The organism is Pseudomonas sp. MF5691, from assembly GCF_016405645.1.
Taxonomy (GTDB): domain Bacteria; phylum Pseudomonadota; class Gammaproteobacteria; order Pseudomonadales; family Pseudomonadaceae; genus Aquipseudomonas; species Aquipseudomonas shahriarae.
This window is the reverse complement of sequence record NZ_JAEKDC010000003.1, coordinates 454,637-479,430: the sequence shown is the minus strand read 5'-3', so window position 1 is coordinate 479,430 and position 24,794 is coordinate 454,637. Positions and strand designations below refer to the sequence as shown.

Annotated in this window: 24 protein-coding genes; 9 read left to right on the top strand and 15 right to left on the bottom strand. The window is 60.7% G+C overall.

Annotated features, from left to right (window positions below):
* Nucleotides 1-249: 249 nt before the first annotated feature.
* Nucleotides 250-657, top strand: coding sequence for an RNA-binding S4 domain-containing protein (locus JFT44_RS07425; protein WP_057437060.1), 408 nt, complete (start codon nucleotides 250-252; stop codon nucleotides 655-657).
* A gap of 41 nt (nucleotides 658-698) precedes the next feature.
* Here the strand turns inward: JFT44_RS07425 and JFT44_RS07420 are convergent, their stop codons facing one another.
* The gene (locus JFT44_RS07420) at nucleotides 699-1,499 is read right to left on the bottom strand and encodes a phosphatase PAP2 family protein (RefSeq protein ID WP_057957999.1); all 801 of its coding nucleotides are present in this window, start codon (nucleotides 1,497-1,499) and stop codon (nucleotides 699-701) included.
* Between the two features lie 126 nt (nucleotides 1,500-1,625).
* Between JFT44_RS07420 and hslO the strand changes: the two genes are divergently transcribed.
* Nucleotides 1,626-2,528: an Hsp33 family molecular chaperone HslO gene (hslO, locus tag JFT44_RS07415; protein WP_057437064.1), complete on the top strand. Its 903-nt coding sequence runs from the start codon at nucleotides 1,626-1,628 to the stop codon at nucleotides 2,526-2,528.
* 179 nt (nucleotides 2,529-2,707) lie between these two features.
* Nucleotides 2,708-4,249, top strand: coding sequence for a phosphoenolpyruvate carboxykinase (locus tag JFT44_RS07410; protein ID WP_057437065.1), 1,542 nt, complete (start codon nucleotides 2,708-2,710; stop codon nucleotides 4,247-4,249).
* A gap of 115 nt (nucleotides 4,250-4,364) precedes the next feature.
* Here the strand turns inward: JFT44_RS07410 and JFT44_RS28955 are convergent, their stop codons facing one another.
* Nucleotides 4,365-4,721, bottom strand: a complete 357-nt coding sequence (locus JFT44_RS28955; RefSeq protein WP_029299791.1) for a DUF1493 family protein — start codon at nucleotides 4,719-4,721, stop codon at nucleotides 4,365-4,367.
* A 274-nt stretch (nucleotides 4,722-4,995) separates the two neighbouring features.
* Nucleotides 4,996-5,478, bottom strand: a complete 483-nt coding sequence (locus tag JFT44_RS07400) for a hypothetical protein (RefSeq protein ID WP_057958000.1) — start codon at nucleotides 5,476-5,478, stop codon at nucleotides 4,996-4,998.
* A 292-nt stretch (nucleotides 5,479-5,770) separates the two neighbouring features.
* Between JFT44_RS07400 and JFT44_RS07395 the strand changes: the two genes are divergently transcribed.
* The 3 genes from JFT44_RS07395 to JFT44_RS07385 all read left to right on the top strand — a co-directional run bounded on the left by JFT44_RS07395 (nucleotide 5,771) and on the right by JFT44_RS07385 (nucleotide 9,612).
* Nucleotides 5,771-6,946 carry a tetratricopeptide repeat protein gene (locus tag JFT44_RS07395; protein WP_057437068.1) on the top strand — a complete coding sequence of 392 codons (1,176 nt, stop codon included), beginning with the start codon at nucleotides 5,771-5,773 and terminating at the stop codon, nucleotides 6,944-6,946.
* Between the two features lie 273 nt (nucleotides 6,947-7,219).
* Nucleotides 7,220-9,157: an ATP-dependent DNA helicase RecQ gene (locus JFT44_RS07390; protein ID WP_120731245.1), complete on the top strand. Its 1,938-nt coding sequence runs from the start codon at nucleotides 7,220-7,222 to the stop codon at nucleotides 9,155-9,157.
* A 23-nt stretch (nucleotides 9,158-9,180) separates the two neighbouring features.
* Nucleotides 9,181-9,612 carry a thioesterase family protein gene (locus tag JFT44_RS07385; RefSeq protein WP_057437070.1) on the top strand — a complete coding sequence of 144 codons (432 nt, stop codon included), beginning with the start codon at nucleotides 9,181-9,183 and terminating at the stop codon, nucleotides 9,610-9,612.
* Between the two features lie 134 nt (nucleotides 9,613-9,746).
* Here JFT44_RS07385 and JFT44_RS07380 read toward each other — a convergent pair whose 3' ends face one another.
* From JFT44_RS07380 to JFT44_RS07365, 4 genes are all read right to left on the bottom strand, one after another.
* A complete protein-coding gene (locus tag JFT44_RS07380) occupies nucleotides 9,747-10,226 on the bottom strand; it encodes a glycine zipper domain-containing protein (RefSeq protein ID WP_057437072.1) in 480 nt (159 codons plus the stop codon).
* Between the two features lie 223 nt (nucleotides 10,227-10,449).
* Nucleotides 10,450-12,798: an FdhF/YdeP family oxidoreductase gene (locus JFT44_RS07375; protein WP_186625090.1), complete on the bottom strand. Its 2,349-nt coding sequence runs from the start codon at nucleotides 12,796-12,798 to the stop codon at nucleotides 10,450-10,452.
* Nucleotides 12,795-13,634, bottom strand: a complete 840-nt coding sequence (fdhD, locus tag JFT44_RS07370; RefSeq protein ID WP_057958003.1) for a formate dehydrogenase accessory sulfurtransferase FdhD — start codon at nucleotides 13,632-13,634, stop codon at nucleotides 12,795-12,797. Before fdhD ends, JFT44_RS07375 begins: the two co-directional genes overlap by 4 nt.
* Before the next feature lie 115 nt (nucleotides 13,635-13,749).
* The gene (locus tag JFT44_RS07365) at nucleotides 13,750-14,619 is read right to left on the bottom strand and encodes a LysR family transcriptional regulator (RefSeq protein WP_057444600.1); all 870 of its coding nucleotides are present in this window, start codon (nucleotides 14,617-14,619) and stop codon (nucleotides 13,750-13,752) included.
* 133 nt (nucleotides 14,620-14,752) lie between these two features.
* On the opposite strand from JFT44_RS07365, the gene lysM reads away from it, so the two are divergent.
* Nucleotides 14,753-15,193, top strand: coding sequence for a peptidoglycan-binding protein LysM (gene lysM / locus JFT44_RS07360; protein ID WP_057437074.1), 441 nt, complete (start codon nucleotides 14,753-14,755; stop codon nucleotides 15,191-15,193).
* Nucleotides 15,194-15,320: 127 nt separating this feature from the next.
* Here lysM and yrfG read toward each other — a convergent pair whose 3' ends face one another.
* Nucleotides 15,321-15,983 carry a GMP/IMP nucleotidase gene (yrfG, locus tag JFT44_RS07355; protein WP_057958005.1) on the bottom strand — a complete coding sequence of 221 codons (663 nt, stop codon included), beginning with the start codon at nucleotides 15,981-15,983 and terminating at the stop codon, nucleotides 15,321-15,323.
* A 91-nt stretch (nucleotides 15,984-16,074) separates the two neighbouring features.
* Between yrfG and nudE the strand changes: the two genes are divergently transcribed.
* On the top strand, nucleotides 16,075-16,641 hold the full coding sequence (gene nudE / locus JFT44_RS07350; protein WP_057958006.1) for an ADP compounds hydrolase NudE: 567 nt from the start codon (nucleotides 16,075-16,077) through the stop codon (nucleotides 16,639-16,641).
* A complete protein-coding gene (gene cysQ, locus JFT44_RS07345; RefSeq protein ID WP_057958007.1) occupies nucleotides 16,638-17,474 on the top strand; it encodes a 3'(2'),5'-bisphosphate nucleotidase CysQ in 837 nt (278 codons plus the stop codon). The genes nudE and cysQ overlap by 4 nt, the downstream gene beginning before the upstream one ends.
* An 81-nt stretch (nucleotides 17,475-17,555) precedes the next feature.
* Here cysQ and JFT44_RS07340 read toward each other — a convergent pair whose 3' ends face one another.
* The 7 genes from JFT44_RS07340 to rfbB are packed head-to-tail and all read right to left on the bottom strand — an operon-like array spanning nucleotide 17,556 to nucleotide 24,635.
* A complete protein-coding gene (locus JFT44_RS07340; RefSeq protein WP_057958008.1) occupies nucleotides 17,556-18,011 on the bottom strand; it encodes a thioesterase domain-containing protein in 456 nt (151 codons plus the stop codon).
* Between the two features lie 26 nt (nucleotides 18,012-18,037).
* Entirely contained in the window at nucleotides 18,038-19,420 is a 1,383-nt protein-coding gene (locus tag JFT44_RS07335; RefSeq protein ID WP_120731254.1) for a sigma-54 dependent transcriptional regulator, read from the bottom strand.
* Nucleotides 19,417-21,225, bottom strand: a complete 1,809-nt coding sequence (locus JFT44_RS07330; RefSeq protein ID WP_198791962.1) for an ATP-binding protein — start codon at nucleotides 21,223-21,225, stop codon at nucleotides 19,417-19,419. Before JFT44_RS07330 ends, JFT44_RS07335 begins: the two co-directional genes overlap by 4 nt.
* 35 nt (nucleotides 21,226-21,260) lie before the next feature.
* Nucleotides 21,261-22,142 carry a dTDP-4-dehydrorhamnose reductase gene (gene rfbD, locus JFT44_RS07325; protein ID WP_198830473.1) on the bottom strand — a complete coding sequence of 294 codons (882 nt, stop codon included), beginning with the start codon at nucleotides 22,140-22,142 and terminating at the stop codon, nucleotides 21,261-21,263.
* Nucleotides 22,139-22,684 carry a dTDP-4-dehydrorhamnose 3,5-epimerase gene (gene rfbC / locus JFT44_RS07320; protein WP_169959966.1) on the bottom strand — a complete coding sequence of 182 codons (546 nt, stop codon included), beginning with the start codon at nucleotides 22,682-22,684 and terminating at the stop codon, nucleotides 22,139-22,141. The genes rfbD and rfbC overlap by 4 nt, the downstream gene beginning before the upstream one ends.
* On the bottom strand, nucleotides 22,681-23,556 hold the full coding sequence (gene rfbA / locus JFT44_RS07315; protein WP_198830472.1) for a glucose-1-phosphate thymidylyltransferase RfbA: 876 nt from the start codon (nucleotides 23,554-23,556) through the stop codon (nucleotides 22,681-22,683). Before rfbA ends, rfbC begins: the two co-directional genes overlap by 4 nt.
* On the bottom strand, nucleotides 23,553-24,635 hold the full coding sequence (rfbB, locus tag JFT44_RS07310; protein WP_198830471.1) for a dTDP-glucose 4,6-dehydratase: 1,083 nt from the start codon (nucleotides 24,633-24,635) through the stop codon (nucleotides 23,553-23,555). The genes rfbA and rfbB overlap by 4 nt, the downstream gene beginning before the upstream one ends.
* Between the last annotated feature and the right edge of the window lie 159 nt (nucleotides 24,636-24,794).

Sequence of the window (24,794 nt, the reverse complement as noted above, 5' to 3'; positions counted from 1 at the left end):
TCATACGACACTAGCGTCCAATAGCTCACGGATTGTGACAACCCAGGACCGTTGACGAGCGCTTGGCGCCGAATTCGCGGTATTCACGCAGAATATTCACCAAATGGCGACAGATATCTTCACACCATAAAAAACGACGGCTGAAGGGAAACTGCCTGACACCTGGCGTATCTTAGGTGAGCCTTGGCGTTTGTGCGTCGAAGGGATTCGACTGTTAAGTTGCGACATTTTTCAGAGCGAGGAATTCAAGTGGCTCAAAAGCAGGAAGAGGACGAAAAAGTCCGTTTGGACAAGTGGCTGTGGGCCGCACGTTTCTACAAGACCCGGGCCTTGGCCAAGGCCGCCATCGAGAGCGGCAAGGTGCACTGCCGAGGCGAGCGCTGCAAGCCGGGCAAGGAACCGCGTGTTGGCGACGAGTTGCAGATTCGCATCGGCTTTGATGAGAAAACCGTGTTGGTGGAGGCGCTCTCCATCGTCCGCCGAGGCGCGCCTGAAGCCCAGGCGCTGTACACCGAGACCCCCGCCAGTATTGCCAAGCGCGAGAATGCGGCGGCCATGCGCAAGGCCGGAGCCTTGGGTATGAGCACCGACGGCAAGCCGAGCAAGAAACAGCGCCGCGACCTGTTCAAGTTTCGCGGCAGCGGCAATGATGATTGAGGGGTTACGTGCAGGAGCCGATCAGGCTCCTGCACCAGGGCTCAGGCGTTGCGGATCACGCTCAGGCGATTGATCGCGGGTACCCGTTGAAGCAGCCGGAATACCGGTTCGGTTATGCGTAGCAGCCAAGCTGAGACCTTCGCCGCAAACGGTGTGTAGTAACCCCAACCCAGCGCTAACAGCGCCAGCAGTACGCCACCGATGTAGTCGTCCTGCCCCCAGTGAGCACCTGCCACCAGGCGCGGCATCATAAACAGCAGTGCCAGGCCCCAGATCAGTACCACCTGGCCGATCCGCTTGGCAAACACGCTCATGAACATCCCCCAGATCAGCAACACTGAAGCATGATCACCGGGGAAACTCTGGCTGGAACGGTCTTTCAATTCCCAGGTTTTTTCCAGGTTCGGGAAATAGTCGCTCATATGGATCGCTCCACTGATCACCATCGACGGGCTATTGTGCTGCCAGCCCATCTGCGCCGCGAGCTTGGAAAACAGCATGCGGATAAACAGCAGTAACAGCAGAATCGCGAGGAAACCGAAAAACGCCTGGCGCACTTCAATCGCCTTGAACACCCATTCGCCGCGAATCAGCAGCATCAGCAGGATCACCCCGACCACCGCATCAAATGGCCGCAGGCTGGCGATCGCCCATACATGCAGCCAGGTCGGGTTGCTGGCCAGCGGGTCGTTGAGCAGATGAAACAGCCATTCGTCGAATATCACGCAAAGCATCTGGCCTGCGGGCCATAGCCAAAAACACAGCAGCCCCAGAGCGAGTAAATTGCACAGGGCCAATCGCCCGAGGTTCCACTTGGCTTGGAACAAACCCGGATTGTTCATAAACTGTTTCCTCTTCGCTCTAAACTCTCTTCACCTATCAGAAGAAAAGCGCACCAAATTGGTGCTAAAGCGCATAATTTTAGAAACATTGTCATCACTTTGTCATCAATTCAGATACCCAGACCTATGACTGATCTACCGGATACCGACTTCACCCAACGTTTCCTCTTTGACGACAACGACGCTCGTGGCGAGCTGGTTGCCCTGGAGCGCAGCTATGCCGAAGTCCTTGCCAAGCATCCCTATCCGGAGCCGGTCGCGCAGTTGCTTGGCGAACTGATGGCCGCCGCGTCGCTGCTGGTGGGCACCATGAAGTTCGATGGCTTGCTGATCCTCCAGGCGCGCTCCGAAGGCCCGGTGCCGATGCTGATGATCGAGTGCTCCAGTGAGCGGGAAATCCGTGGCCTGGCACGTTATGACGCAGACCAGATCCCGGCGGACGCGACCCTGGCCGACCTGATGCCCAACGGCGTGCTGGCGTTGACCATCGACCCGACCGTTGGCCAGCGTTACCAGGGCATTGTCGATCTGGACGGGGAAACCCTGTCCGACTGCTTCACCAACTATTTCGTCATGTCCCAGCAAGTGGGCACCCGCTTCTGGCTCAATGCGGACGGCAAGCGCGCCCGTGGCCTGCTGTTGCAACAGCTGCCGGCGGACCGTATCAAGGACGAGGATGAGCGCGAGGAAAGCTGGCGCGGCCTCACTGCCCTGGCCGGTACCCTGACCGCTGAAGAGCTGCTGGGCCTGGACAACGAAACCATCCTGCACCGCCTGTACCATGAAGAGGAAGTGCGCCTGTTCGATGCGCAATCGCTGCGTTTCCATTGCAGCTGCTCCCGCGAGCGCTCGGGCAATGCCCTGGTGAGCCTGGGCCTTGAGGATGCGCAGAATCTGGCGGTGGAGCACGGTGGCAGAATCGAGATCGACTGCCAGTTCTGCAACCAGCGCTACCTGTTCGACGCTGCCGATATCGCCCAATTGTTCGCTGGCGCTGGCGTTGACACCCCTTCTGGTACCCACCACTAAAACGTTTAAGCACAGGTAAATCACCTGACAAACGCCGGATTAGAGGTGTTCTGACGGGAGGGCCCTACTTTTTTTGGGCTTTTCTGGCATAATCCGGCCCACTTTTTTCGCGGTAGTAGTGCGCAACTTTCTACTACAAAACGTTTGGAGCACTCGGCCATAGGCCGACGGGGAACCTCATGACGCAAGCCAATAACGCCGTATACACCGATCTGAGTGTTGACGATCTGGTCAAAGAAGCCCTGCAGCGCGGTGAAGGCGTGCTTGCCGATACTGGCGCGCTGGTCGTAGAAACCGGTCACCGTACCGGTCGTTCGCCGGTCGACCGTTTCATCGTTGAAGAGCCATCCACCCAGGCCGCTATTGCCTGGGGCCCGATCAACCGCAAGTTCCCGGCCGACAAGTTCGATGCCCTGTGGGCTCGCGTCGAGGCTTTCAACAACGCGCAAGAGCATTTCGTTTCCCACGTGCATGTAGGTTCTGCCGAAGAACACTACCTGGCCGTGAAAATGACCACTCAGACTGCCTGGCAGAACCTGTTCGGTCGTTGCCTGTTCATCAACCCGGCCCAGTACAACCCGGCCGGGCGTGAAGAGTGGCAAGTGCTCAACGTTGCCAACTTTGAATGTGTGCCTGAGCGTGACGGCACCAATTCCGATGGTTGCGTGATCCTCAACTTCGCCCAGAAAAAAGTCCTGATTGCTGGCATGCGTTACGCCGGCGAGATGAAAAAAGCCATGTTCTCGGTGCAGAACTTCCTGCTGCCGGCCGCTGACGTGCTGCCAATGCACTGCGCTGCCAACATCGGTGAAGAAGGCGACGTGACCTTGTTCTTCGGCCTCTCCGGCACTGGCAAGACCACCCTGTCCGCCGACGAAAGCCGCTACCTGATCGGTGACGACGAACACGGTTGGGGCGAAGGCGTGGTGTTCAACATCGAAGGCGGTTGCTATGCCAAGTGCATCGACCTGTCGGAGAAGAACGAGCCGGTCATCTGGAAAGCCATCAAGCACGGCGCCGTCCTGGAAAACGTGGTGATCGACGATGCCAAGCACGCCGATTACACCAACGTCAGCCTGACCCAGAACAGCCGCGCGGCGTACCCGCTGGAGCACGTTGCCAAGCGTTCCGAGAAGAACCTGGGCGGCGAGCCAAACGCGGTGATCTTCCTGACCTGCGACCTGACTGGCGTACTGCCACCGGTGTCGATCCTCAATGAAGAACAAGCGGCCTACCACTTCCTGTCCGGCTACACCGCACTGGTGGGCTCGACTGAAATGGGTTCGGGCAGCGGCATCAAGTCGACCTTCTCCACCTGCTTCGGCGCACCGTTCTTCCCGCGTCCGGCTGGCGAATACGCAGAGCTGCTGATCAAGCGCATCCGTGGCTTCGGCTCCAAGGTCTACCTGGTCAACACCGGTTGGACCGGCGGTGGCTACGGCGTCGGCAAACGCTTCAACATCCCGACCACCCGTGCGGTGATCGCAGCGATCCAGAGCGGCGCGTTGATCGGTGCGCAAACCGAGCACCTGGACACCATCAACCTCGACGTGCCATTGGCCGTACCGGGCGTTGAGACCGGCCTGTTGAACCCACGCAACACCTGGGCTGACAAGGCTGCCTACGACGAAGCAGCGAAGGCCCTGGCCGGCCTGTTCGTCGAGAACTTCAAGAAATTTGAAGTGAGCGACGCGATCAAGGCGGCGGGTCCGAAGTTGTAAGATTCGCTAGCTGTTAAAAAGCCGCCCCTAGTGGGCGGCTTTTTTGTGCGCGTGGAAATCTCGATGAGCGTAGAGCAGGGCGGCAAAAAGGCCCACATTAACCACTCAGTGTTCTTCAGCTCAGATTTTCCAGCGTCTGTGTATCCCAGCTATGAGTCTTGATCGCCAGGTAGAGCATGCCGATGGTGAGCGGCATTTTCTCGCCCCGGCCCTTGGCGCGGTGTTTGAGGAATACATCGAAGACCGGCGGGTTGAAGTAACGATAAGCATCATAGTCACCCAGGTCGAGATCGAATGTCTGCTCCAGCGCCTCCATAAATTGCCTGGCTTCGGCGCCGTCGCAGCCGAGGTCGAAGTTAAGCGAGGTTTTAAGGCGGATGGTCTTGTGCTTGGGCAGGCCGATTTCTTCGTGCAGCAATTGCAGGAGCTGCTGCATGACAGGGTCTTCGGGGAAGTGGGGGGCCAGGTTCATGGTGGGAGCACGCAGGAGTGGGTGAGGGGGATGGTCGTGATGATGGCGGTATTTGTTGCGGGTCAGAAAGAGTGCCAAGCCTATCAAGAACAGAGCGAGGGGGAGGAGTTGAATGCTGAGAATGATGGCCACATAAGGTAGCCAGAATGTCAGGATCAAGCCGCTTACGATAAACGTGGCAGCAAAACGCTTTCTGAGTGTGCCGTCGGTGATTTTGTAATGCAGCAATAGATAAAAGGCGAAGAAGATCGCCGTCTGTAGATACAGCATTTGACTATGGCTCATCTGAGTACACATGCATTGAGAGGCTTGAGCGCTGCGGGCCAATTCCCCCGCTGACCCGAGCCTCTAGGCCGATGATGATGTCTGCACGCTGGAAGTTGCGGAGCTGGCGGGATATCAAATCGCGGGTGAAGTTTTCGATCAGTGATTCTGCCTTGCTGGAAATGATCCCAATTGGGGCTGCAACCGCACCTGAAATGGCTTTTTTGACGACGTTATTCCGGTTGTTCAGGCTATCGGCCTGTTTTCTGGTCAATGGTTTTGAAATGGCCACTGTCATGAGGCACGGAAGATCCTGGGCGAGCATTCGCTCATACAGACTTTGTAGTCGCAGGCGAACCTCTGGCGCAGAGGCCTTTGCGTCTAGCAAGCAAAGGCTGGCAAGTGCTTGCTTGTTATCGGGCCGTACAGTGAAACGAATCACGCTGAACGTGACGCCGTAATGGCCGATGTACTGAGTCCTTTCAAGGTTCACGGATTTCTTGCCGAGAAGGTTGCGAGGGCGCTAGTTTCGGTCAGGCTTGGCCGATTCTGTAGAGGGTTGAGTGGGCACCTGAGGCAGTTTGGGAAGCGTATGGTGCCCGACCAAGCAATTTCCTACAGAGTCTTCTGATGTTGGCAATTTGGCTGTGGGGCACCCTGGCGCAGGCGGGATAAAAACCACGTCACATTTTGTATAAAATCCCGGCAAAACCCCTGAATTCAGCGTATGTTTCACCGCAAAATCTTGTAGGGCAATTCCGCCCACTACTTAAAGGGAGTTAAGCATGGGTTTGCTTCGTATCGCCTCGGCGATGTCATTGTGTGCGGTGGCGTTTTCTGTCCAGGCCGAGCAGTTGCCAATTGAAGTGCTCAGTGCGGTGGTCAAGGACCAGAAAATCGCCGACGCTGAAGTCTTGCTGCAACGCAACGGCGCACAGAACGTGGTGGGGCGCACCAACGCCCAGGGCCAGGTCACCCTCACCAGCGAAGTTGCCGATGGCGCCGACAATCTGCTGATCATCAAGAAGCCCGGCTATTCCAACCTGGTGGTGAAGTGCCCGTGCAAAGGCATGACATACGCCATCAGCCCGGTGATGGAAAACCTCGACGGCCTGCGTGTAGTGCTGACCTGGGGGCAATCGCCTTCGGACCTCGACTCCCACATGATCTTCCCCGGCAACAACATCTACTTCAACAGCAAGACCGGCACCGATGCCGAGCTGGATGTGGATGACACCGACAGCTACGGCCCGGAAACCATCACCCTGCAGAAAAAACACTACGGCGAAAGCTACGTCTACGCCGTGCATGACTTCTCCAACCGCACCAACACAGGCTCCACTGCACTGTCCGAGAGCCAGGCCAAGGTGTTTGTGTACATGGGCCAGTCCCTGGTTCGCACCTACTACGTGCCGACCAACCGTACCGGTAACCTGTGGACCGTGTTCCGCATGACCGGCAGCGGCGACTTCCAGGACATCAATACCTTCACCGGCGTGCTGGTCGAAGCCAAGGATGTGCTCAACGAAGTCAAACCCCTGCTCAACGACAGCGTTGCCGTGGATGCGGTGGTGGTCAGTTCTGCGGTACAGGGCGATGCGAAGAAGCTGAACCTCAAAGGCGAAGCGGCCTACCAAGCCGGTAACCTGGACCAGGCAATCGACTACTTCCGTCAGGCTATCGAACTGGACAATTCCTTCGGTAAAGCCTACGGCAACCTCGGCCTGGCCTATCAGAAAGCCGGTAACACCGCCGAGTCGATCTGGGCCAACCGCAAGGCGATCGCCCTGGCCAGTGGCCCGACAGCGGCCACCGTGCGCGCCGGTTCCTACTACAACATTGCGCGGATCTACGAAGCGGCCGGGCAGTTTGCCGATGCGCTGCGTCACTATCAGTTGGCCAAGGAACAGAAGGCCAACCCGGTGTATGACAAAGCCATTGAGCGTGTGCAAAACCGCTGATTGAGCTGTAGCAAAGATCTGAAAATGTGGGAGCGGGCTTGCCCGCGATAGTGGTGTAACAGTCAACAGCAGTATCGACTGGGGCACCACCATCGCGGGCAGGCCCGCTCCCACTTTTGTTTTGGGGTGTTTTATAGATTGCCGTTTGCTACCGGCTTCACCCTCGCCGCCTGTGTATCATCCTGTCTCTCTTTTCCACGCGACCTTTCTCGATTCGCTGAAAATCCCGGGCTATGTTTTAGGCCTGTTCAGCGGTCAATGGAGTGACAGCTTATGCACGACACCCTCCAGCAGGTCTTTGGTTATCCACAGTTTCGCCCAGGCCAGGAGGCGGCTGTCAGCGCCGTGCTGGCAGGCCGCTCGGCGGCGGCGATCTTTCCCACCGGCTCCGGCAAATCCCTCTGTTATCAGCTCTCAGCCGTGTTGCTGCCGCACCTGACACTGGTAGTGTCGCCGTTGTTGGCGTTGATGCAGGACCAACTGGACTTTTTGCAGCGCCATGGCATTTCGGCCGGCAGCATTGATTCGACACAAAGCCGTGAGCAGGCCAATGACGTAATGGCCCGCGCTCGCTCCGGCGAATTGAAGATCCTGATGATTTCCGTAGAGCGCCTGAAGAACGAGCGCTTTCGCAACTTTTTGCACAGCGTTTCGATTTCGCTACTGGTGGTGGACGAGGCGCACTGTATTTCCGAGTGGGGCCACAACTTCCGCCCGGACTACCTGAAACTCCCCGACTACCAACACCAGTTCAACATTCCCCAGGCGCTGCTGTTGACGGCCACCGCCACGCCCAAGGTCATTGCGGACATGCAGGCCAAGTTCGCCATCGCCCCCGCCGACGTGATCACCACGGGGTTCTACCGGCCCAACCTCAACCTGTGGGTGGAGCCGGTCAGCGGCGCCGACAAGCGCCGGCGCCTGGCGGAGTGGATGGGCGAGCGGGCCAACCAGCCGAGCATCGTCTATGTCACCTTGCAGAAGACTGCCGAGCAGATCGCCGAGCACCTGAATCGCCATGGCATCCAGGCCGAGGCTTATCACGCAGGTTTACCCCATGATAAGCGCGAAGGCATCCAGCGCCGGTTCATGGGCGGCCAGTCCAATTGCATCGTCGCTACCATTGCCTTCGGCATGGGCATCGACAAGAGCGACATCCGCAATGTGGTGCATTTCGATCTGCCCAAATCCATCGAGAACTACAGCCAGGAAATCGGGCGTGCCGGTCGCGATGGCCAGCCTTCCGAGTGCCTGGTGCTGGCCAACCGCGACAGCCTCAATGTGCTGGAGAACTTTGTGTACGGCGATACGCCGGAGCAGGAAGGCATCCGCCTGGTGCTGGAGGAACTGCTGGCGGCCGGTGATGACGGGCAATGGGAGTTTCTGCTGCGCTCGTTAGCGGAACTGAGCAATATCCGCGAGCTACCGCTCAAGACTTTGCTGGTGCAGTTGGAGCTCAAGGGGGTGATTGCACCGCGCTATGCGTTTTATGCCGAGTATCGCTTCAAGTACCTGGTAGAACCGGAGGTATTGCTGGCGCGTTTTTCCGGTGAGCGACAGCAGTTTGTCGCCGCGATTATCCAAGCGTGCAAACGGGCCAGGAGCTGGGCCACCGTGGACTTTGATGCGCTTTATCAACAGCACCAGGCCGAACGCGGCCGGGTGGTCAAGGCGCTGGACTATTTCCAGGAGCAGGGCCTGATCGAGCTGGAGAGCAAGCAGATGACCGAGGTCTATAGCCTGCTCGATACCGGGTTTGATCCCCAGGCCTTGAGCGCCGAGTTATACACAGGCTTCAAGCAGCACGAAGCCACGGAAGTGGCGCGGATCCATGGGATGTTGGCGTTGTTCGCCAGTGAGCGTTGCCTGGGCTTTCGGTTGGCCGAGTATTTTGGCGATGCAGCCGCCCCCCGCCAGTGTGGGCATTGCTCGGTTTGTTCTGGACAGGTCGCCCATCTGCCCGCACCACCGGGCCTGGCACCGCTTGTGGATAAAAACTTCCAGGGGCTGTGCGGGGATTTTATCCACAGGCATCATCAACACACCGGCAGCTTGCCAGGGGCCGAGCGCTTGACGCGGTTTTTATGCGGGATCAGCGTGCCACTGTTTACCAAGCTCAAGGCCCGGGGGATTCCAGGGTTTGCGGTGCTGGAAGAGTATCCGTATGCCGAGGTGCGGGATTGGGCCGAGGCCCACCTGAACGACCTGTAAATTCACTTCAACGAGACTTGTCCATGCCTGACTCAATGCCGCAGCGTGCCGATTACCGTCACTTCCAGCCGATCATTACGCGCTGGCACGACAATGATGTGTACGGCCATGTGAATAACGTCACCTACTACAGCTTCTTCGACACGGCAGTGAACACGTACCTGATTGAACAGGGCGGGCTGGATATCCATGACGGCGAAGTGGTGGGGTTTGTGGTGAGTTCGGCGTGCGACTACTTCGCCTCGATTGCTTTCCCCGACCGTATCGAGATTGGCCTGCGGGTGGGCAAATTGGGCAACAGTTCAGTGCAGTACGAATTGGCGGTGTTCAAGGCCGGCGAAGATGAGGCCTGTGCGGCGGGGCGGTTTGTGCATGTGTTTGTGGATCGGGCGACTAACCAGCCGGTGACGATTCCACAGGTACTGCGCGAAGCACTGCAACACCTGGCGGTCTGACGGCGGCCTGCGAAACAATGAAGAGCTAATGTGGGAGCCGGGCTTGCCCGCGCTAGCGCAGTGTCAAGCCACCTATTGGTTGCTGGCATTGCGCTAGCGCAGGCAAGCCAGCTCCCACATTGAGTTTGCTGTGTTTACCGGTGACGGTAGTGATGCTTGTTCTTGCGATGGCCATAAGCATGCCCACGGCCACGATGATCATCACGGTCATAGCGGCGGTTATCACGCCCGCGATAGCGACGGTCGTCGTCATCGCTCTTATTGCCCATATAGTTACCCAGCGCGCCGCCCGCGCCACCGCCGGCTGCCGCGCCGATCAGGCTGCCGGTGCTACCGCCGACACTGCGCCCGACCACGTTGCCGCCTGCTGCGCCCAGTGCGCCGCCAATGGCTGCTTCGCCACGGCTGCGTTTGTCTGCGCCCACTGCGCTACCGCCGGCGCCGCCCAGGGCCGCACCAATGGCCGAACCGGTATTGCCGCCGATCTGCTGGCCGACGACCGAACCTAAAACCCCGCCCAATGCGCCGCCTACACCGGCTTCGGTGGTGCCACCGGCCATGGCTGCGCCACTGACCAGGCCAAGGGACAACAAGAGAATCGAGGAGAACTTCATAGGTGAACCTCAAGGGGATGACGGCGCGATCCTGAGGTTGTCGGAATATTCTTACAATCGAATTCCGACCAGTGGTGCAGGTTGTATACAATTAGCTAAGTTGCTGTTTTATCTAGGGAACTTAAGTCGTTTTTGCCGGTCTTTAGCTACTTCGGGAAGGCCGCTTTTATACAAAAGCGGCCTTTTTTGTGCCCGTAAAAATCGTTCCCAGACATGGAGACGATCAGGCGGTCCGGGCCATGATCAGACCATTGTCGCTGGCCGCTTCCAGGCGAATCGCCACAAACTTGGAAGTAGGCGTATGGCTACCATCCCCAGTGCTTTCCAACGGCACCAGCGGGTTGACCTCCGGGTAATAGGCCGCCGCCTGCCCCGCCGGAATATCGAACGCCAGCAAGGTAAAGCCCTTGACCCGGCGTTCACGGCCATCGTCCCAGATCGACACGATATCGGCCTTCTGCCCCGGCTTGAAGCCCAGGCGGATGATGTCGGCTTCGTTGACAAACAACACGTCGCGCTGGCCCTTGACCCCACGATAGCGGTCATCCAGGCCGTAGATAGTGGTGTTGTACTGATCATGGGAGCGCATGGATTGCATGATCAGGTCGGGTAACTGGCCAGTGGCGCGGGTGCGTTCATGCACCAGGTCCTTGGGCAGGATGTTGGCGCGGAAGTTGGCGCGACCTGACGGCGTGTTCCAGCGGCGGGCGCCGGCGCTGTTGCCCAGGTAGAAACCGCCTGGGTGCTGCACGCGCTCATTGAAGTCCTTGAAGCCGGGAATGGTGTCGGCGATCAAGTCGCGGATGCGGCGGTAGTCGGCCACCAGCCAGTTCCAGTCCACCGGTTTGCTGCCCAGGGTGGCGGCGGCGATGCCGGCGACAATGGCCGGTTCCGATTTCATCAGCTTCGACAGCGGCTGCAATTGGCCGTTGGAGGCGTGCACCATGCTGAACGAGTCTTCCACCGTCACCGCTTGCGGGCCATCGGCCTGGATATCAATGTCAGTACGACCCAGGCACGGCAGGATCAAAGCCTGTTTACCGTGGGCCAAGTGGCTGCGATTGAGCTTGGTGCTGATCTGCACGGTCAGGTCGCAGTTGCTCAAGGCCTGGAAGGTGCGGGGGCTGTCAGGCGTGGCTTGGGCGAAGTTGCCGCCCAGGCCGATAAACACCTTGGCGCGGCCCTCAAGCATGGCGTGAATGGCTTCGACCACGTTATGCCCGTTGTCACGGGGCACCTTGAACTGGAAACGACGCTCCAGGGCATCCAGGAAGGCCACGGGCGGCCGTTCGTTGATGCCCATGGTGCGATCGCCCTGCACGTTGCTATGGCCACGCACCGGGCACAGGCCGGCACCTGGGCGGCCGATGTTGCCGCGCAGCAGCATCAGGTTGGCGATTTCCTGGATGGTCGGCACCGAATGCCGATGCTGGGTGATGCCCATCGCCCAGCACATGATCACGTTCTTGCCTTTGGCGTACATGCGCGCCGCTTGCTCGATCTCCACCAGGCTCAGGCCGGACTGTTCGACGATTTCATCCCAGGAGGTGTCGTCGATCTTGGCCAGGTAATCCAGCACATTGACCGTGTGTTCATTGAGGAAGTCGTGGTCGAACACTGCCTCTTTGCCTTCGGCCTGGGCCTGGCGCTCCCACAGCAGCAGGAACTTGGCCATGCCGCGCAGGATGGCCATGTCGCCCCCCAGCGCCGGACGGAAATATGCGGTGTTGGTCGGTTTATCACCGTTGGTGAGCATTTCCAGTGGATGTTGCGGGTGCTGGAAGCGTTCCAGGCCACGCTCTTTGAGCGGGTTGATACACACCACCTGGGCACCGCGTTTCACTGCTTCGCGCAGCGGTTCAAGCATGCGTGGGTGGTTGGTGCCGGGGTTCTGGCCCCAGACGAAAATCGCGTCGGCGTGTTCGAAGTCGTCAAACGTCACGGTGCCTTTGCCGACCCCCACACTTTGCGCCAGGGCTACGCCGCTGGCTTCGTGGCACATGTTCGAGCAGTCCGGGAAGTTGTTGGTGCCATAGGCGCGCACGAACAGCTGATACAGGTATGCCGCTTCATTGCTGGCGCGGCCCGAGGTGTAGAACTCGGCCATGTCCGGGCTTGGCAGGGCTTGCAGGTGCTTGCCGATCAGGTCGAAGGCCGACTCCCAGCTGATTGGCTTGTAGCGGTCGGTCTCGGCGTCATAGCTCATCGGCTCGGTCAGGCGGCCCTGGTATTCGAGCCAGTAATCGCTTTGCTCCAGCAGGGAGCTGACGCTGTGCTTGGCGAAGAACGCCGCATCCACCCGGCGCTTGGTGGCTTCCCAGTTGACCGCCTTGGCGCCGTTCTCGCAGAACTTGACCATGCCGCTTTCCGGCGAGTCACCCCAGGCGCAACCTGGGCAGTCGAAGCCGCCGTTCTGGTTGGTCTTGAGCATCATGCGCAGGTTTTTCAGCGCGTTATCGCTGGTCAGCCACGCCTGTGCCACGCTGATCAGCGCGCCCCAGCCGCCCGCCGGGCCTTTGTAGGGCTTGTAGCGCGGGGTCGGGGTTTGGTCGGCTTGGTGATGATTGCTCATGGCTGGTACTCCATCGCAGGGCTGTAGACCCGCGGCGCGCTTTTTTGCGGCAGGTGGATAAGATTGAGGTTGTGCCGGCGCGCCCATTGCAGGGCCAGGCCGGTGGGTGACGACAGGCTGACCAGGGTCTGGATGCCCGCGCGCAGGACTTTCTGGATCAATTCGAGGCTGCAACGGCTGGTGACAATCGCCACGCCGCCTTCGGTCGGGATGCGCTGGCGCACCAGGGCGCCGATCAGTTTGTCGAGGGCGTTATGCCGGCCGATATCTTCGCGGCCCAGCAGCAGTTCGCCCTGGTTATTCATGAACACCGCTGCATGCACCGCGCCACTGTATTGGCCCAACGGCTGGAAGGCGCTGATACGCTGGCGCAAGCCCTCGAGCCAGGCGGCAGGCGGCAGTGGTGCGCCCGGCAAAACCTGCAGGTCCGGCAACGCCTGCTCCACGGCTTCCACGCCACACAGGCCGCAGCCGCTGGTGCCGGCCAGTTGCCGGCGCTGTTGCTTGAGGTTCCAGAAGGCGCGGCTGCAGATCTGCACCTGGGCGTATTGGGCCGAGCCTGCGCCGCTCAGTTGCAGGTCATAGATGTCGCTGATGTCGCTGATGATGCCGCTGCCCAGGCTGAAGCCGACGATAAAGTCTTCAAGATCGGTGGGCGTCACCAGCATCACGGCCTGGCTGATGTCGTTGTAGGCAATCGCCAACGCAACTTCCTCGGCCAGCGCGGTGCTGGCCGATTCCGTGTGGTCGAGGCTGCAATATTGATAACTCTGGCTGGCGGCAGGTGCGGGCGTTGTCAGGGCAGGCGCCGCGCACGCAGGGCGCTGGGCGTTCATCAAGTCTAGTCACCGGCGAAGTGTTCAGAGTGAAGACTAGGCGCGACAAAGGGTCGCGTCTAATCGCCAATACTGATCTACCGATAGATGACGTCGATCAATGCTTCGGTAGCGATTACTGATAAAGCGCGAAACACGCCTCGGCCAACGCCGAACGTGGCGCGCTGCGCCGCATGATCAGCCCCAGCTTGGCCAGGGTTTGCGCGTTTTCGATAGGTTGCAGGCGCAGGTGTTCGGTCAGGGCGTCGAGGCCGCCGTCCAGGGGCATCACCGCACAACACAGGCCGCCATGCACGGCCTGCAGCAACTGATGGACGGCATCGGTTTGCAGCAAGGGGTGTGGCGTCAGGCCGCGGCTGTGGAAGTTATGGTCGATGGACTGGCGAAAATGCATGCCGCTGGTGAGCATGCCCAGGGGCAGCTCGATCAGCGCCTCCCAGCTCAGGGGCTTTTCGCCAAAGCTGAAAAAGCGTTGGTCGTACAACAGGCCCATGCGGGTTTCGTCCAGGGCCAGGGAGTCAAAGCGCTCGCTGTCGAGGCGTTCAAGGTAGGACACCCCCAGGTCCAGGCGATTGCTCGCCAGTTGTTCGAGGATCTGCTCGGAGCTCAACGCCGACAGCTCAAAGCGCAGGCTGGGGTGCTGCCTGTGCAACTGTTGCATCAAGGCCAGCGGATCAAAGCTCGACAGCGGCACCACGCCCAGGCGCAATGTCCCCACCAGGTTGCCCCGGCAGGCGGCCGCTTCGGCCTGCAGGCCGTCATAGGCGGCCAGCACCGTACGCGCCCACGCCAGCACCCGCTCGCCAGGGGCGGTAAAACCCTCGAAACGCTGGCCGCGATTGACCAGCGGCAGCTCCAGCTCTTCTTCCAGGCTGCGCAGGCGCATCGACAGGGTTGGCTGGGTGATGTGGCAGCGCGCGGCCGCCTGGCCGAAGTGACGGGTTTCGTCGAGGGCGATGAGGAATTTCAGTTGTTTGATGTCCATCTTCGCTCCGGGGGCTTATGCCAATGGCGCAGGGATTCTAGCGCGTTTGCGTCATTGGTCGGGCTGGAACCAAGATCTGTAAGACTGGTCTAGTCTTTGGCATCTGGAAACCCAATCCCAAGGAGAGCGCACTATGAGTCTTTTTAGCTTTATCAAAGAAGCCGGCGAGAAAATCGTTGATCTGTTGACGCCGGGTAATGCAAACGCGAGTGAGCAGTTGAAGGATCACGTTGCCAAGGTCGGCCTGGGTAACCCGAATGTGCAGACCACCGTGGAGGGCGACAAGGTGACAGTGACCGGTGAAGTCGCCACCCAGGAGGAGAAAGAGAAGATTCTGCTGGCGCTGGGCAACATTGCCGGCGTGGCGACCGTGGATGACCAGATCACTGTGTCGGGCCCTGTTGTTGCGGCTGCCCGTTTTGTCGTGGTGAAAAAGGGCGACACCCTCAGCGCGATTTCCCTGTCGGTCTACGGCAATGCCAATCTGTACAACAAAATCTTCGAGGCCAACAAGCCGATGTTGTCGCACCCGGACAAAATCTACCCAGGGCAGACGCTGCGTATTCCTGAGTAATACCTGGAGCAGATGAATAATGTGGGAGCGGGCTTGCCCGCGATTGCGGTGTGTCAGTCAGCAGATCTAGCTCTGACCCACCGCTATCGCGGGCAAGCCCGCTCCCACAGGGGCCTCACATCTAGTTTTAGAGCCCGCTGATCAATTCCCGGTAATCCCCGACTGCATCAAACTCCGCCGTATCCTTCGGCCCTTTGCGGCTGTCCGGCTCTTTCACCGCCAGCAAATGCCCCACGCCAAAATCCCGCGCACTGCGCAGAATCGGCAAGGTGTCGTCGATAAACAGGCTGCGCGCCGGGTCGAAGTCGATGTCCGCTTGCAGGGCGTCCCAGAACTGCGGGTTTTCCTTGGCAAAACCATAGTCGTGAGAGCTGATCAGCCGCTCGAAATACGGCGCCAACTCAATGCGTTCCAACTTCAACGACAGCGAATCGCGGTGGGCGTTGGTGATCAGGATCACGCGCTTGCCGGCCTGCTTGATGGCCGCCAGAAAGGTATCGGCGTCCGGCCGCAGGGCGATCAAATGGGCGGTTTCCAGCTTGAGTTCGCGCACCGGGATCTTCAGTTCGGTGCTCCAGAAATCCAGGCAATACCATTGCAACTGGCCGGCGTTACGCTCGAACAGCGGCTGCAACTCCATCTCCGCCAGGGCAAGGCTCACACCGTGCAGTTCGGCATAGCGCCGGGGCAGGTGTTCCATCCAGAAGTGGTTGTCGAAATGCAGGTCAAGCAGGGTGCCGTCCATGTCCAGCAGGACGGTGTCGATATCGGACCAGGGCAGTGGCGGCATGGTGGGTTCTCAAGCAAGTAAGTAAACATATCCGACACAGACAATCGGAAAAGCCACGGTATAGTAACCCGATCACGCCAAGGAGCCCTCTATGCGCCAGAAACCCACCGTCCTCGCCCGCGAAATTGTCGCCAGTAGCCGTTTGTTCCGCGTGGAGGAAGTGCAACTGCGCTTTTCCAATGGCGTTGAACGGACCTACGAGCGCCTGGTGGGCCGGGGTGCAGGGTATGGCGCGGTGATGATCGTGGCGATGATCGACGCTGACCACGCGCTGCTGGTGGAAGAATACTGCGGTGGCACGGATGAGTATGAACTGTCATTGCCCAAGGGCCTGATCGAGCCGGGCGAAGACGTGCTGGCAGCGGCAGACCGCGAGCTCAAGGAAGAGGCGGGCTATGGCGCCCGGCAGTTGGAGCACCTGACCGAACTGTCCCTGTCCCCTGGCTACATGAGCCAGAAAATCCAGGTGGTGCTGGCCACCGAGCTGTACGAAGAGCGCCTGGAAGGCGACGAGCCCGAGCCGATGCGCGTGGACCGGGTCAACCTGCGCGAGCTCGCACAACTGGCGCAGAACCCGCAGTTCAGCGAAGGCCGGGCCCTGGCCGCGTTGTACCTGGTACGGGACTTGTTGACCCAGCGTGGAGCCTTCCAGCCATGAGCGAATTGTTCCTCGGCCACCCGTACATTGCCCCGGTGATTGAACTGGCCCGCCAGGCCGGCGAGGTCATCCTGCCGTACTGGCGCGCCAATGTAGCCGTGACGGCCAAGGCGGATGATTCGCCGGTGACCGCCGCCGACCTGGCCGCCCATCACCTGATTCTCGCCGGCCTCACTGCGCTGGACCCAAGCATCCCGGTGCTGTCGGAAGAAGATGCCGATATCGACCAGAGCGTGCGTGCCGGTTGGCAACGCTGGTGGCTGGTGGACCCGCTGGATGGCACCAAGGAATTTATCAGCGGCAGCGAAGAATTTACCGTCAACATCGCCTTGATCGAACAGGGGCAGGTGGTGTTTGGTGTGGTGTCGATGCCCACCAGTGGCCGCTGCTACTTCGGCGGCGCCGGGCTTGGGGCGTGGCGATCCGACGTGAATGCTGCACCTCGGCCGATTCAGGTGCGCCAGAAGCCGGCCGCAGGCGAGGCGTTCACCGTAGTTGCCAGCCGCCGCCACACCAGCCCCGAACAGGAGCGCTTGCTCGATGGGTTGAGTGAAGGGCTGGGGGAGTTGAAGCTGGCCAATATCGGCAGTTCCTTGAAGTTCTGCCTGTTGGCCGAAGGCAGCGCCGATTGCTATCCGCGCCTGGCGCCGACGTCGCAGTGGGACACCGCCGCCGCCCAGGGTGTGCTGGAAGGTGCTGGCGGCGAAGTGCTGGAGTTGAATGGCCAGCCGTTCAGCTACCCGGCACGCGAGTCGCTGTTGAACCCGTTCTTCCTGGCCTTGCCGGCCAAGGCCGCCTGGCGCGAGCGTTTGCTGACTCTGGCCCGTTCTTGAAGGCAATGCAGATCAAATGTGGGAGCGGGCTTGCCTGCTCCCACACAATCCCGCTCCCAGATAGGCCTTGGATGATCTTGCCTAGCGGTGCAACACGTACTGCCCGGTAAACGCCACCGCTCGCGCTTCACTGCCCTCATTCACGATCCACGCCTGCAACGCCAGCCGCGCCCGGCCATGGCGCCGGTACGTCGCCAAAAAGCGCTTCCACACCTTGTCCTCCGGTGCCTGGCAAATCGCCGTGGCGTCCTGGGTGACAGGCAATGGGTAGCTGATCTGCCCTTCCTGAATTACGATATGCCCGTCTTCAATCCCTTCCTCGCGCAATTGCAGGTGCAGCCAGCCCCAGCCCGCCAAGACCGCGCCGCAATACAGGCTGCCGCCGAACATGGTGCTCTTGTGGTTGATATTGGCTTGCAACGGTAAGTGCAGGCGCAGTTGCCGGTCCTGCCAGTCGAGCACCTTGAGGCCCATCTCCCGGGTCAGGGGGATGTCATGGTGCAGAATGGATTCCAGGTAACGGCTATCGCGGCTCATGGCAGTCTCTTGGCAGGGGGAAAAGGTCAATCGTCGTCAGCGTGGGCGTTGCCGCTGTCGGCAAAGTTCAGGCCGTGCTTGCGTAACTTGTCATGCAGGGTTTTGCGCGGCACGCCCAGGGCTTCGGCCAGGCTGCGCACAGAGCTGTGGGGGCGGCCGAGTTCGGCCGCGATCAGGGCTTTTTCAAAGTGCTCGACTTGCTCGCTCAACCCCCCCGTAGACATCGGTACACCCGGCGCCGGGCCGTCCGGTGCGTTGTCCAGGGCCAGTTCCAGGCCAAGGGCGAAGCGCTCGGCGACGTTTTGCAGTTCGCGCACGTTGCCCGGCCAGTTATGGCGCAACAGCATTGCCCGTTGGCCCGGCTGCAGCTCATGCAGCGGCAGGCCGTGGCGGCTGCTGGCCTCGTCGGCGAAGTGCTGGAACAGCATCAGGGCATCTTCGCCCCGCTCGCGCAGCGGCGGAATGCGCAGCGGCGCGACGTTCAGGCGGTAGTACAAGTCTGCGCGAAAGCGCCCCTGGTCGGCGGACTGGCGCAGGTCTTCCTTGGTCGCGGCGATGATGCGGATATCCAGCGGGATCTGCTGATTGCCCCCCAGGCGCTCAACCACCCGCTCCTGTAGCAGACGCAACAACTTGACCTGCACGTCCAGGCTCATGCTCTCGATTTCATCGAGAAACAACGTGCCGCCGTTGGCAAATTCGAACTTGCCGATGCGCCGTTTCTGCGCACCGGTAAACGCCCCTGGCTCATGGCCGAACAGCTCGCTTTCGACCACGGACTCGGCCAGGGCGCCTGCGTTGATAGCGACGAAGGGCCCGGTGCGGCGGTTCGACAGGTCGTGCAGGGCGCGCGCCACCACTTCCTTGCCGGCGCCGGTTTCGCCGAGGATCAGCACGTCGGCGCGGGTCGCCGCCAGCGCGCCAATCTGCTCGCGCAGGCGCAGCATCGGCGCCGACTGGCCGACCAGGCGCGTGCTCAATTGCTGGCGGTCACTCAGGGCCAGGCGCAGGCTGCGGTTGTCCAGCACCAGCCGGCGCAGCGACAAGGCGCGGCGCACGCTGTCGAGCAGGGCGTCGCTGGCGAAGGGTTTTTCGAGGAAGTCATAGGCGCCGGCGCGCATTGCTTGCACCGCCAGTGGCACATCGCCGTGGCCGGTGATCAGCAGTACTGGCAACTCCGGGTCCTGGCCGTGGAGCTCGGTGAGCAGCTCCAGGCCGTCCATGCCGGGCATGCGGATATCGCTGACCACCACCCCTGGCCAATCCCGCGTCAGGCGCGCCGTGAGGCCGGTGGCCTCGCCAAGGGGCAGGACTTTCAGCCCGGCCAGGTCCAGGGTCTGGCACAGGGCCTGACGCAGGTGTGGATCATCGTCGATCAACACCACCTGAATCTGGTTATCGATAGTCATACACTGCGGTCCTCGGACGGTTGCAGACTGACGCCGGGTGCCCCGGCGCGCAGTTTCAAGGTTATCAGTGCGCCGCCTTCCTTGTGGTTGGCGAACAGCAGTTCACCACCAAAGGCACGCATCAGGGTGTCACAGATGGCCAGGCCCAACCCCAGGCCCTGGGTGCGGGTCTTGGTGGTATAGAAGGGCTCGCTGGCGCGACCCAGGGCTTCCATGCAGAACCCCGGCCCATTGTCGCGGATGTACAGGTTGACGCCCTGCTCGGTGGATTCGGCACTCAGCCACAATTTGCGCGGCGGACCCTTTTCGGTCAACGCATCCAGGGCATTGGCCAGCAGGTTGCCCAGCACCTGGCGCAGGCGGGTTTCCCCGGCCTCCACCCACAGGGAGGCTTCTGGCAAGTCGCGGATCAGCTCCACTTCCATGGCCCGCCGGCGCTTGGCCAGTAATGCCAGCGCATCGTCCAGGGCCGGTTGCAAGGCCACGCTTTCCGGGGCATGCCGGTCGCGGCGGGCAAAGGCGCGCAAGTGGGCGATGATCGAGGCCATGCGCCCGGTCAGTTCGCTGATCAGTTTGAGGTTGCCCCGCGCGTCGTCGGTGCGCTGGTGATCGAGGAGAATCTCAGCGTTTTCCGCGTAGCTGCGAATGGCCGCCAGGGGCTGGTTGAGTTCATGGCTGATACTCGCCGACATGGTACCCAGCGCCGACAGTTTGCCGGCCTGCACCAAGTCATCCTGGGCGCGCACCAATTCCTGCTGGGCATTTTCGCGCTCCAGTACTTCCTGGCGCAGGCGGCGGTTGAGGCCTTCGAGGTCACTGGTGCGTTCGGCCACGCGCATTTCCAGCTCGCGCCGGGCCTTGGCTTCAAAGGCGATGCGTTCCAGGTAGTGGCGACGGCGCTGCATCATCAGGCCGAGCAGCAGCATCAGCACCAGTAAGGTCGCGCCGCCGACGGCAACCACCGTGCGCACAGGGCGGTCGATCAGGGTGCGCGGCGCAAGAATCTCCACATTCCAGCCGGTTTCGGCGATTTCGGTGGACTGGCGCAGCCAGGCATTGGAGCTGAAAGTCAGGGGCTGTGGGTCGCGGGTCGGGTAGGGCTGGATCGCGACGATCGCCTGGTGCTCGGCCTCGGTCAGTGGCCGGGTCGCGCGAAAACGCCATTGTGGGCGTGAGGTCAGGATCACCACGCCGTTGTGGTCGGTGACCAGCAGTTGCTCGGGGGTCTGGCCCCAGAGGCTTTCGGTGTGGTCCAGGTCGACCTTGACCACCAGCACGCCAATCACATGTTCGTCTTCGCGCACCGCAGCGGCGAAGAAGTACCCGCGCTTGGCCGAGGTGGTGCCCAGGCCGAAGAAACGCCCCAGGCGCCCGGCCATGGCCTCACTGAAATACGGACGAAAGGAAAAGTTGCGGCCGACGAAGCTGTCCTGTTTGTCCCAGTTCGAGGCGGCCAGGGTCTTGCCACGGGTGTCCATCAGGTACATCACTTCCACGCCCGCCTGGACTGACACCTCCTTGAGCAACTGGTTGGCGGCGACCAGGTTGGTGCTGATGTGAGGCGCTTCCAGGGCGGTACGCAAGGCCGGCAATTCGCCGAGGATTTGCGGCAGTATTTCGTAGCGGTGCAGGGTGCCCAGCAGGTTGGCGACGTACAGGTCGAGGGTCTGGCGGTTCTGCCCGGCCAGCTCGCTGCGGTAGTAACGTTCGGCCAGATGCTCCAGCGGCCACAGCAGCGGTGCCAGGCATAACGCCAGCAACGCCAGGCTGCGCCAGCGGGGTCTTCGTGGAAGGGGTGGAGTCATGTAAGTCTGCGCCTGTGGGTACAGGCGCATTATGCCTAGTGCTGCAGTGCAAGACACTCGCGCAATGCTTCGCGCCATTGCGGTTGGCCGACGTGCCATTGTTGTTGCAGGCGGCTGCAGTCCAGGCGCGAGTTCAACGGGCGCTTGGCGGGCGTGGGGTAGTCGCTGGCGGGAATCCCTTCCAGCTCGGCGCACGCCTTGCCTTCGGCCAGCAGTTGCTCGCCAATGGCCTGGGCAAAGCCGAACCACGAGGTCTCGCCCTGGGCCGTCAAGTGATAGACGCCCCAGTCCCCGGCCTGGCCGGCCTGCCAGCGCTCGATCAGTGCCCGGGTGCTGTTGGCGATGGTCCCGGCCCAGGTCGGCGCACCGATCTGATCGGCGACGATACGCATCTGCGGTTTTTCCTGGAGCAGGCGCTGCATGGTCAGCAGGAAATTCTTGCCGTGGCTCGAATACACCCAACTGGTACGCAGGACCAGGTACTGACCGCCCACCGCCGCGATGGCCTGCTCGCCCGCCAGCTTGCTCTGGCCGTAGACACCCAACGGGTTGGGCGCATCGTCCTCGGTGTAGGGCGCCGGCTTGCTGCCGTCAAACACATAGTCGGTGGAGTAGTGGATCAACGGGATGCCCAGGGCCTTGGCTTCTTCGGCGAGGATGCCGGGCGCCGTGGCATTGATCGCGAAGGCCACCTCGGGCTCGTTCTCGGCCTGGTCGACAGCAGTATGGGCCGCCGCGTTGATGATCAACCCAGGGCGATGGCTGCGCACCTGTTGGCGGATCTGCTCGGGGTTGGCCAGGTCGAGCTGGTCGCGACCGAGCACGACCAGTTCACCCAGGCCCTGGAGCCGCTGTTGCAGCTCGCGGGAAACCTGGCCGTGTTGGCCGGTGATGAGGATTTTCAGGGGGTTGTTCATGGGAACAGCTCGGCTTCCAGCAGAGGCTTGCCGTTCTGGTCCTTGGCGGACAGTTGTGGCGGTTCGGTCAGTTGCCAGTCGATAGCCAGCGTTGGGTCATTCCACAGAATGCAGCGCTCGGCACTTGGCTGGTAATAGTCGGTGGTCTTGTAGAGGAACTCGGCGTAGTCGCTCAGCACCACGAAGCCGTGGGCAAAACCTTCCGGTACCCACAGTTGGCGATGATTCTGCGCAGACAGGCGCACACCGATCCATTGGCCGAAATTCGGCGAGCTGCGGCGGATGTCGACCGCCACGTCCAGGACCTCGCCGGCGCTGACGCGCACCAGTTTGCCCTGGGTGTGTTCCAGTTGGTAATGCAGGCCGCGCAACACGCCTTTCTGTGAGCGTGAGTGGTTGTCCTGGACAAAAGTGCGCGTAAGGCCGGTGGCCTCTGCAAAAGCGCGAGCGTTGAAACTCTCGTAGAAAAAACCGCGTTCGTCACCGAACACTTTAGGTTCGATGATCAGCACACCGGGCAGGGAGGTTTCCACGATATTCACTGGTGCTCTCCCGCCAGGGCGAACAGGTACTGCCCATAGCCGGTCTTGCCAAAATATTTAGCGCGCTCGAGCAAGTGCTCACGGTCGATCCAGCCGCTCTGGTAGGCGATTTCTTCCAGGCACGCGACTTTCAAACCCTGGCGGTGCTCGATGGTTTGCACATACTGCGAAGCCTCCAGCAGGCTGTCATGGGTACCGGTGTCGAGCCAGGCGAAGCCCCGGCCAAAGCGTTCAACCTGTAGGTCGCCGCGTTGCAGGTAGGCATTGTTGACGTCGGTGATTTCCAGTTCGCCACGGGGTGACGGTTTGATCGACTTGGCAATCTGGATCACGTCGTTGTCGTAGAAATACAGGCCTGTTACGGCGTAGCTGGATTTGGGCTTGAGGGGCTTTTCTTCGATGGACAGGGCGCGACCTTCGCTGTCGAAGTCGATCACGCCAAAGCGTTCCGGGTCCTTGACCCAGTAGCCGAACACAGTGGCGCCCTTGTCGCGCTTGACGGCGCTGTGCAGTTGCTGGCTGAAGCTCTGACCATGGAAGATGTTGTCGCCCAGAATCAGGCACACGGGATCCTTGCCAATAAACGCTTCGCCAATCAGGAACGCCTGGGCCAGGCCGTCCGGGCTGGGTTGTTCGGCATAACTGAAGGTAACCCCGAACTGGCTGCCGTCTCCCAGCAGGTTGCGGTACTGCGGCAGGTCCGCTGGGGTCGAAATCACTAGGATCTCCTTGATCCCGGCCAGCATCAGCACCGAGATCGGGTAGTAGATCATCGGTTTGTCATAGACCGGCAACAACTGCTTGGACACGCCCAGGGTAATGGGGTGCAAGCGGGTGCCGGAGCCGCCGGCCAATACAATTCCCTTCATCATGCGATCAGATCCTTTAGGTCGGTGTTACCCAGTCGTTGTCCTTGATAGCTGCCGTCCTGGACTCGGCGGCACCATTGCAGGTTATCCAGATACCACTGGACGGTCTTGCGCAGGCCGGTTTTGAAGGTTTCTTCAGGAACCCAGCCCAGTTCGCGCTCGATCTTGCTGGCGTCGATGGCGTAACGCTGGTCGTGGCCTGGGCGATCCTTGACGAAGGTGATCAGGTCGGTGAACTGCGCAACGCCGGCCGGACGCTGTGGCGCCAGCTCTTCAAGCAGTGCACAGATACCACGCACCACGTCGATGTTCTTCTGCTCATTGTGCCCGCCGATGTTGTAGGTCTCGCCCACCACACCTTCGGTGACCACTTTGAGCAACGCACGGGCATGGTCTTCGACATACAGCCAGTCGCGCACTTGCAGGCCATCGCCATATACCGGCAGGGGCTTGCCTGCCAAGGCATTGAGGATCACCAGCGGGATCAGTTTCTCGGGGAAGTGGAACGGCCCGTAGTTGTTCGAGCAGTTGGTCAGCAGCACCGGTAAACCGTAGGTGCGCTGCCAGGCGCGAACCAGGTGGTCGGACGCGGCCTTGCTCGCAGAGTAAGGCGAGCTTGGCGCGTAAGGCGTGGTTTCGGTGAACAGGTCATCCACACCATGCAGGTCGCCATACACTTCGTCGGTGGAAATGTGATGGAAGCGGAAGGCGCTCTTGGCCGGCTCTGCCAACTGTTGCCAATAGGCGCGAGTGGCTTCCAGCAGGCTGTAGGTGCCGACGATGTTGGTCTGGATAAAGTCCGACGGACCGTCGATGGAACGATCGACATGGGACTCGGCCGCCAGGTGCATGATGGCCTGGGGCTGGAAGCGTGCCAGCACTGCGCTGACGGTGGCCTGGTCGATGATGTCGGCCTGGACGAATTCATAGCGGGTGTTGGTCGCGATGCTGGCCAGCGACTCAAGATTGCCAGCGTAGGTCAGTTTGTCGAGGTTGAGCACTTCATGCCCGGTATGTTGAATCAAGTACCGGACCAGAGCCGAGCCAATAAATCCTGCACCGCCGGTAATAAGAATGCGCATGTCGAGAGCCCTTTTCCTTAGACAGACATAAAGCGAATGGAGCATAGCTTGTGTTGTGGCGCGAGCCGGTGCAAGGGCGCGCGGTCAGATCGCCGGCCTGGCCGTCTTCCAGGGGTTGCGCAACCCCCGTCAACAATGGCGATATAGGCACCGGACAAA

Bases quoted from the DNA above. Each gene is read 5' to 3' on its own strand.
- JFT44_RS07340 (WP_057958008.1), bottom strand. From the start codon at position 18,011: ATGAGCCGCGATAGCCGTTACCTGGAATCCATTCTGCACCATGACATC.
- JFT44_RS07410 (WP_057437065.1), top strand. From the start codon at position 2,708: ATGACGCAAGCCAATAACGCCGTATACACCGATCTGAGTGTTGACGAT.
- JFT44_RS07375 (WP_186625090.1), bottom strand. From the start codon at position 12,798: ATGAGCAATCATCACCAAGCCGACCAAACCCCGACCCCGCGCTACAAG.
- JFT44_RS07365 (WP_057444600.1), bottom strand. From the start codon at position 14,619: ATGGACATCAAACAACTGAAATTCCTCATCGCCCTCGACGAAACCCGT.
- JFT44_RS07330 (WP_198791962.1), bottom strand. From the start codon at position 21,225: ATGACTCCACCCCTTCCACGAAGACCCCGCTGGCGCAGCCTGGCGTTG.
- JFT44_RS07395 (WP_057437068.1), top strand. From the start codon at position 5,771: ATGGGTTTGCTTCGTATCGCCTCGGCGATGTCATTGTGTGCGGTGGCG.
- nudE (WP_057958006.1), top strand. From the start codon at position 16,075: ATGCGCCAGAAACCCACCGTCCTCGCCCGCGAAATTGTCGCCAGTAGC.
- JFT44_RS07380 (WP_057437072.1), bottom strand. From the start codon at position 10,226: ATGAAGTTCTCCTCGATTCTCTTGTTGTCCCTTGGCCTGGTCAGTGGC.
- JFT44_RS07390 (WP_120731245.1), top strand. From the start codon at position 7,220: ATGCACGACACCCTCCAGCAGGTCTTTGGTTATCCACAGTTTCGCCCA.
- hslO (WP_057437064.1), top strand. From the start codon at position 1,626: ATGACTGATCTACCGGATACCGACTTCACCCAACGTTTCCTCTTTGAC.
- rfbA (WP_198830472.1), bottom strand. From the start codon at position 23,556: ATGATGAAGGGAATTGTATTGGCCGGCGGCTCCGGCACCCGCTTGCAC.
- JFT44_RS28955 (WP_029299791.1), bottom strand. From the start codon at position 4,721: ATGAACCTGGCCCCCCACTTCCCCGAAGACCCTGTCATGCAGCAGCTC.
- fdhD (WP_057958003.1), bottom strand. From the start codon at position 13,634: ATGAACGCCCAGCGCCCTGCGTGCGCGGCGCCTGCCCTGACAACGCCC.
- JFT44_RS07385 (WP_057437070.1), top strand. From the start codon at position 9,181: ATGCCTGACTCAATGCCGCAGCGTGCCGATTACCGTCACTTCCAGCCG.
- cysQ (WP_057958007.1), top strand. From the start codon at position 16,638: ATGAGCGAATTGTTCCTCGGCCACCCGTACATTGCCCCGGTGATTGAA.
- JFT44_RS07420 (WP_057957999.1), bottom strand. From the start codon at position 1,499: ATGAACAATCCGGGTTTGTTCCAAGCCAAGTGGAACCTCGGGCGATTG.
- JFT44_RS07335 (WP_120731254.1), bottom strand. From the start codon at position 19,420: ATGACTATCGATAACCAGATTCAGGTGGTGTTGATCGACGATGATCCA.
- rfbD (WP_198830473.1), bottom strand. From the start codon at position 22,142: ATGAACAACCCCCTGAAAATCCTCATCACCGGCCAACACGGCCAGGTT.
- lysM (WP_057437074.1), top strand. From the start codon at position 14,753: ATGAGTCTTTTTAGCTTTATCAAAGAAGCCGGCGAGAAAATCGTTGAT.
- yrfG (WP_057958005.1), bottom strand. From the start codon at position 15,983: ATGCCGCCACTGCCCTGGTCCGATATCGACACCGTCCTGCTGGACATG.
- rfbB (WP_198830471.1), bottom strand. From the start codon at position 24,635: ATGCGCATTCTTATTACCGGCGGTGCAGGATTTATTGGCTCGGCTCTG.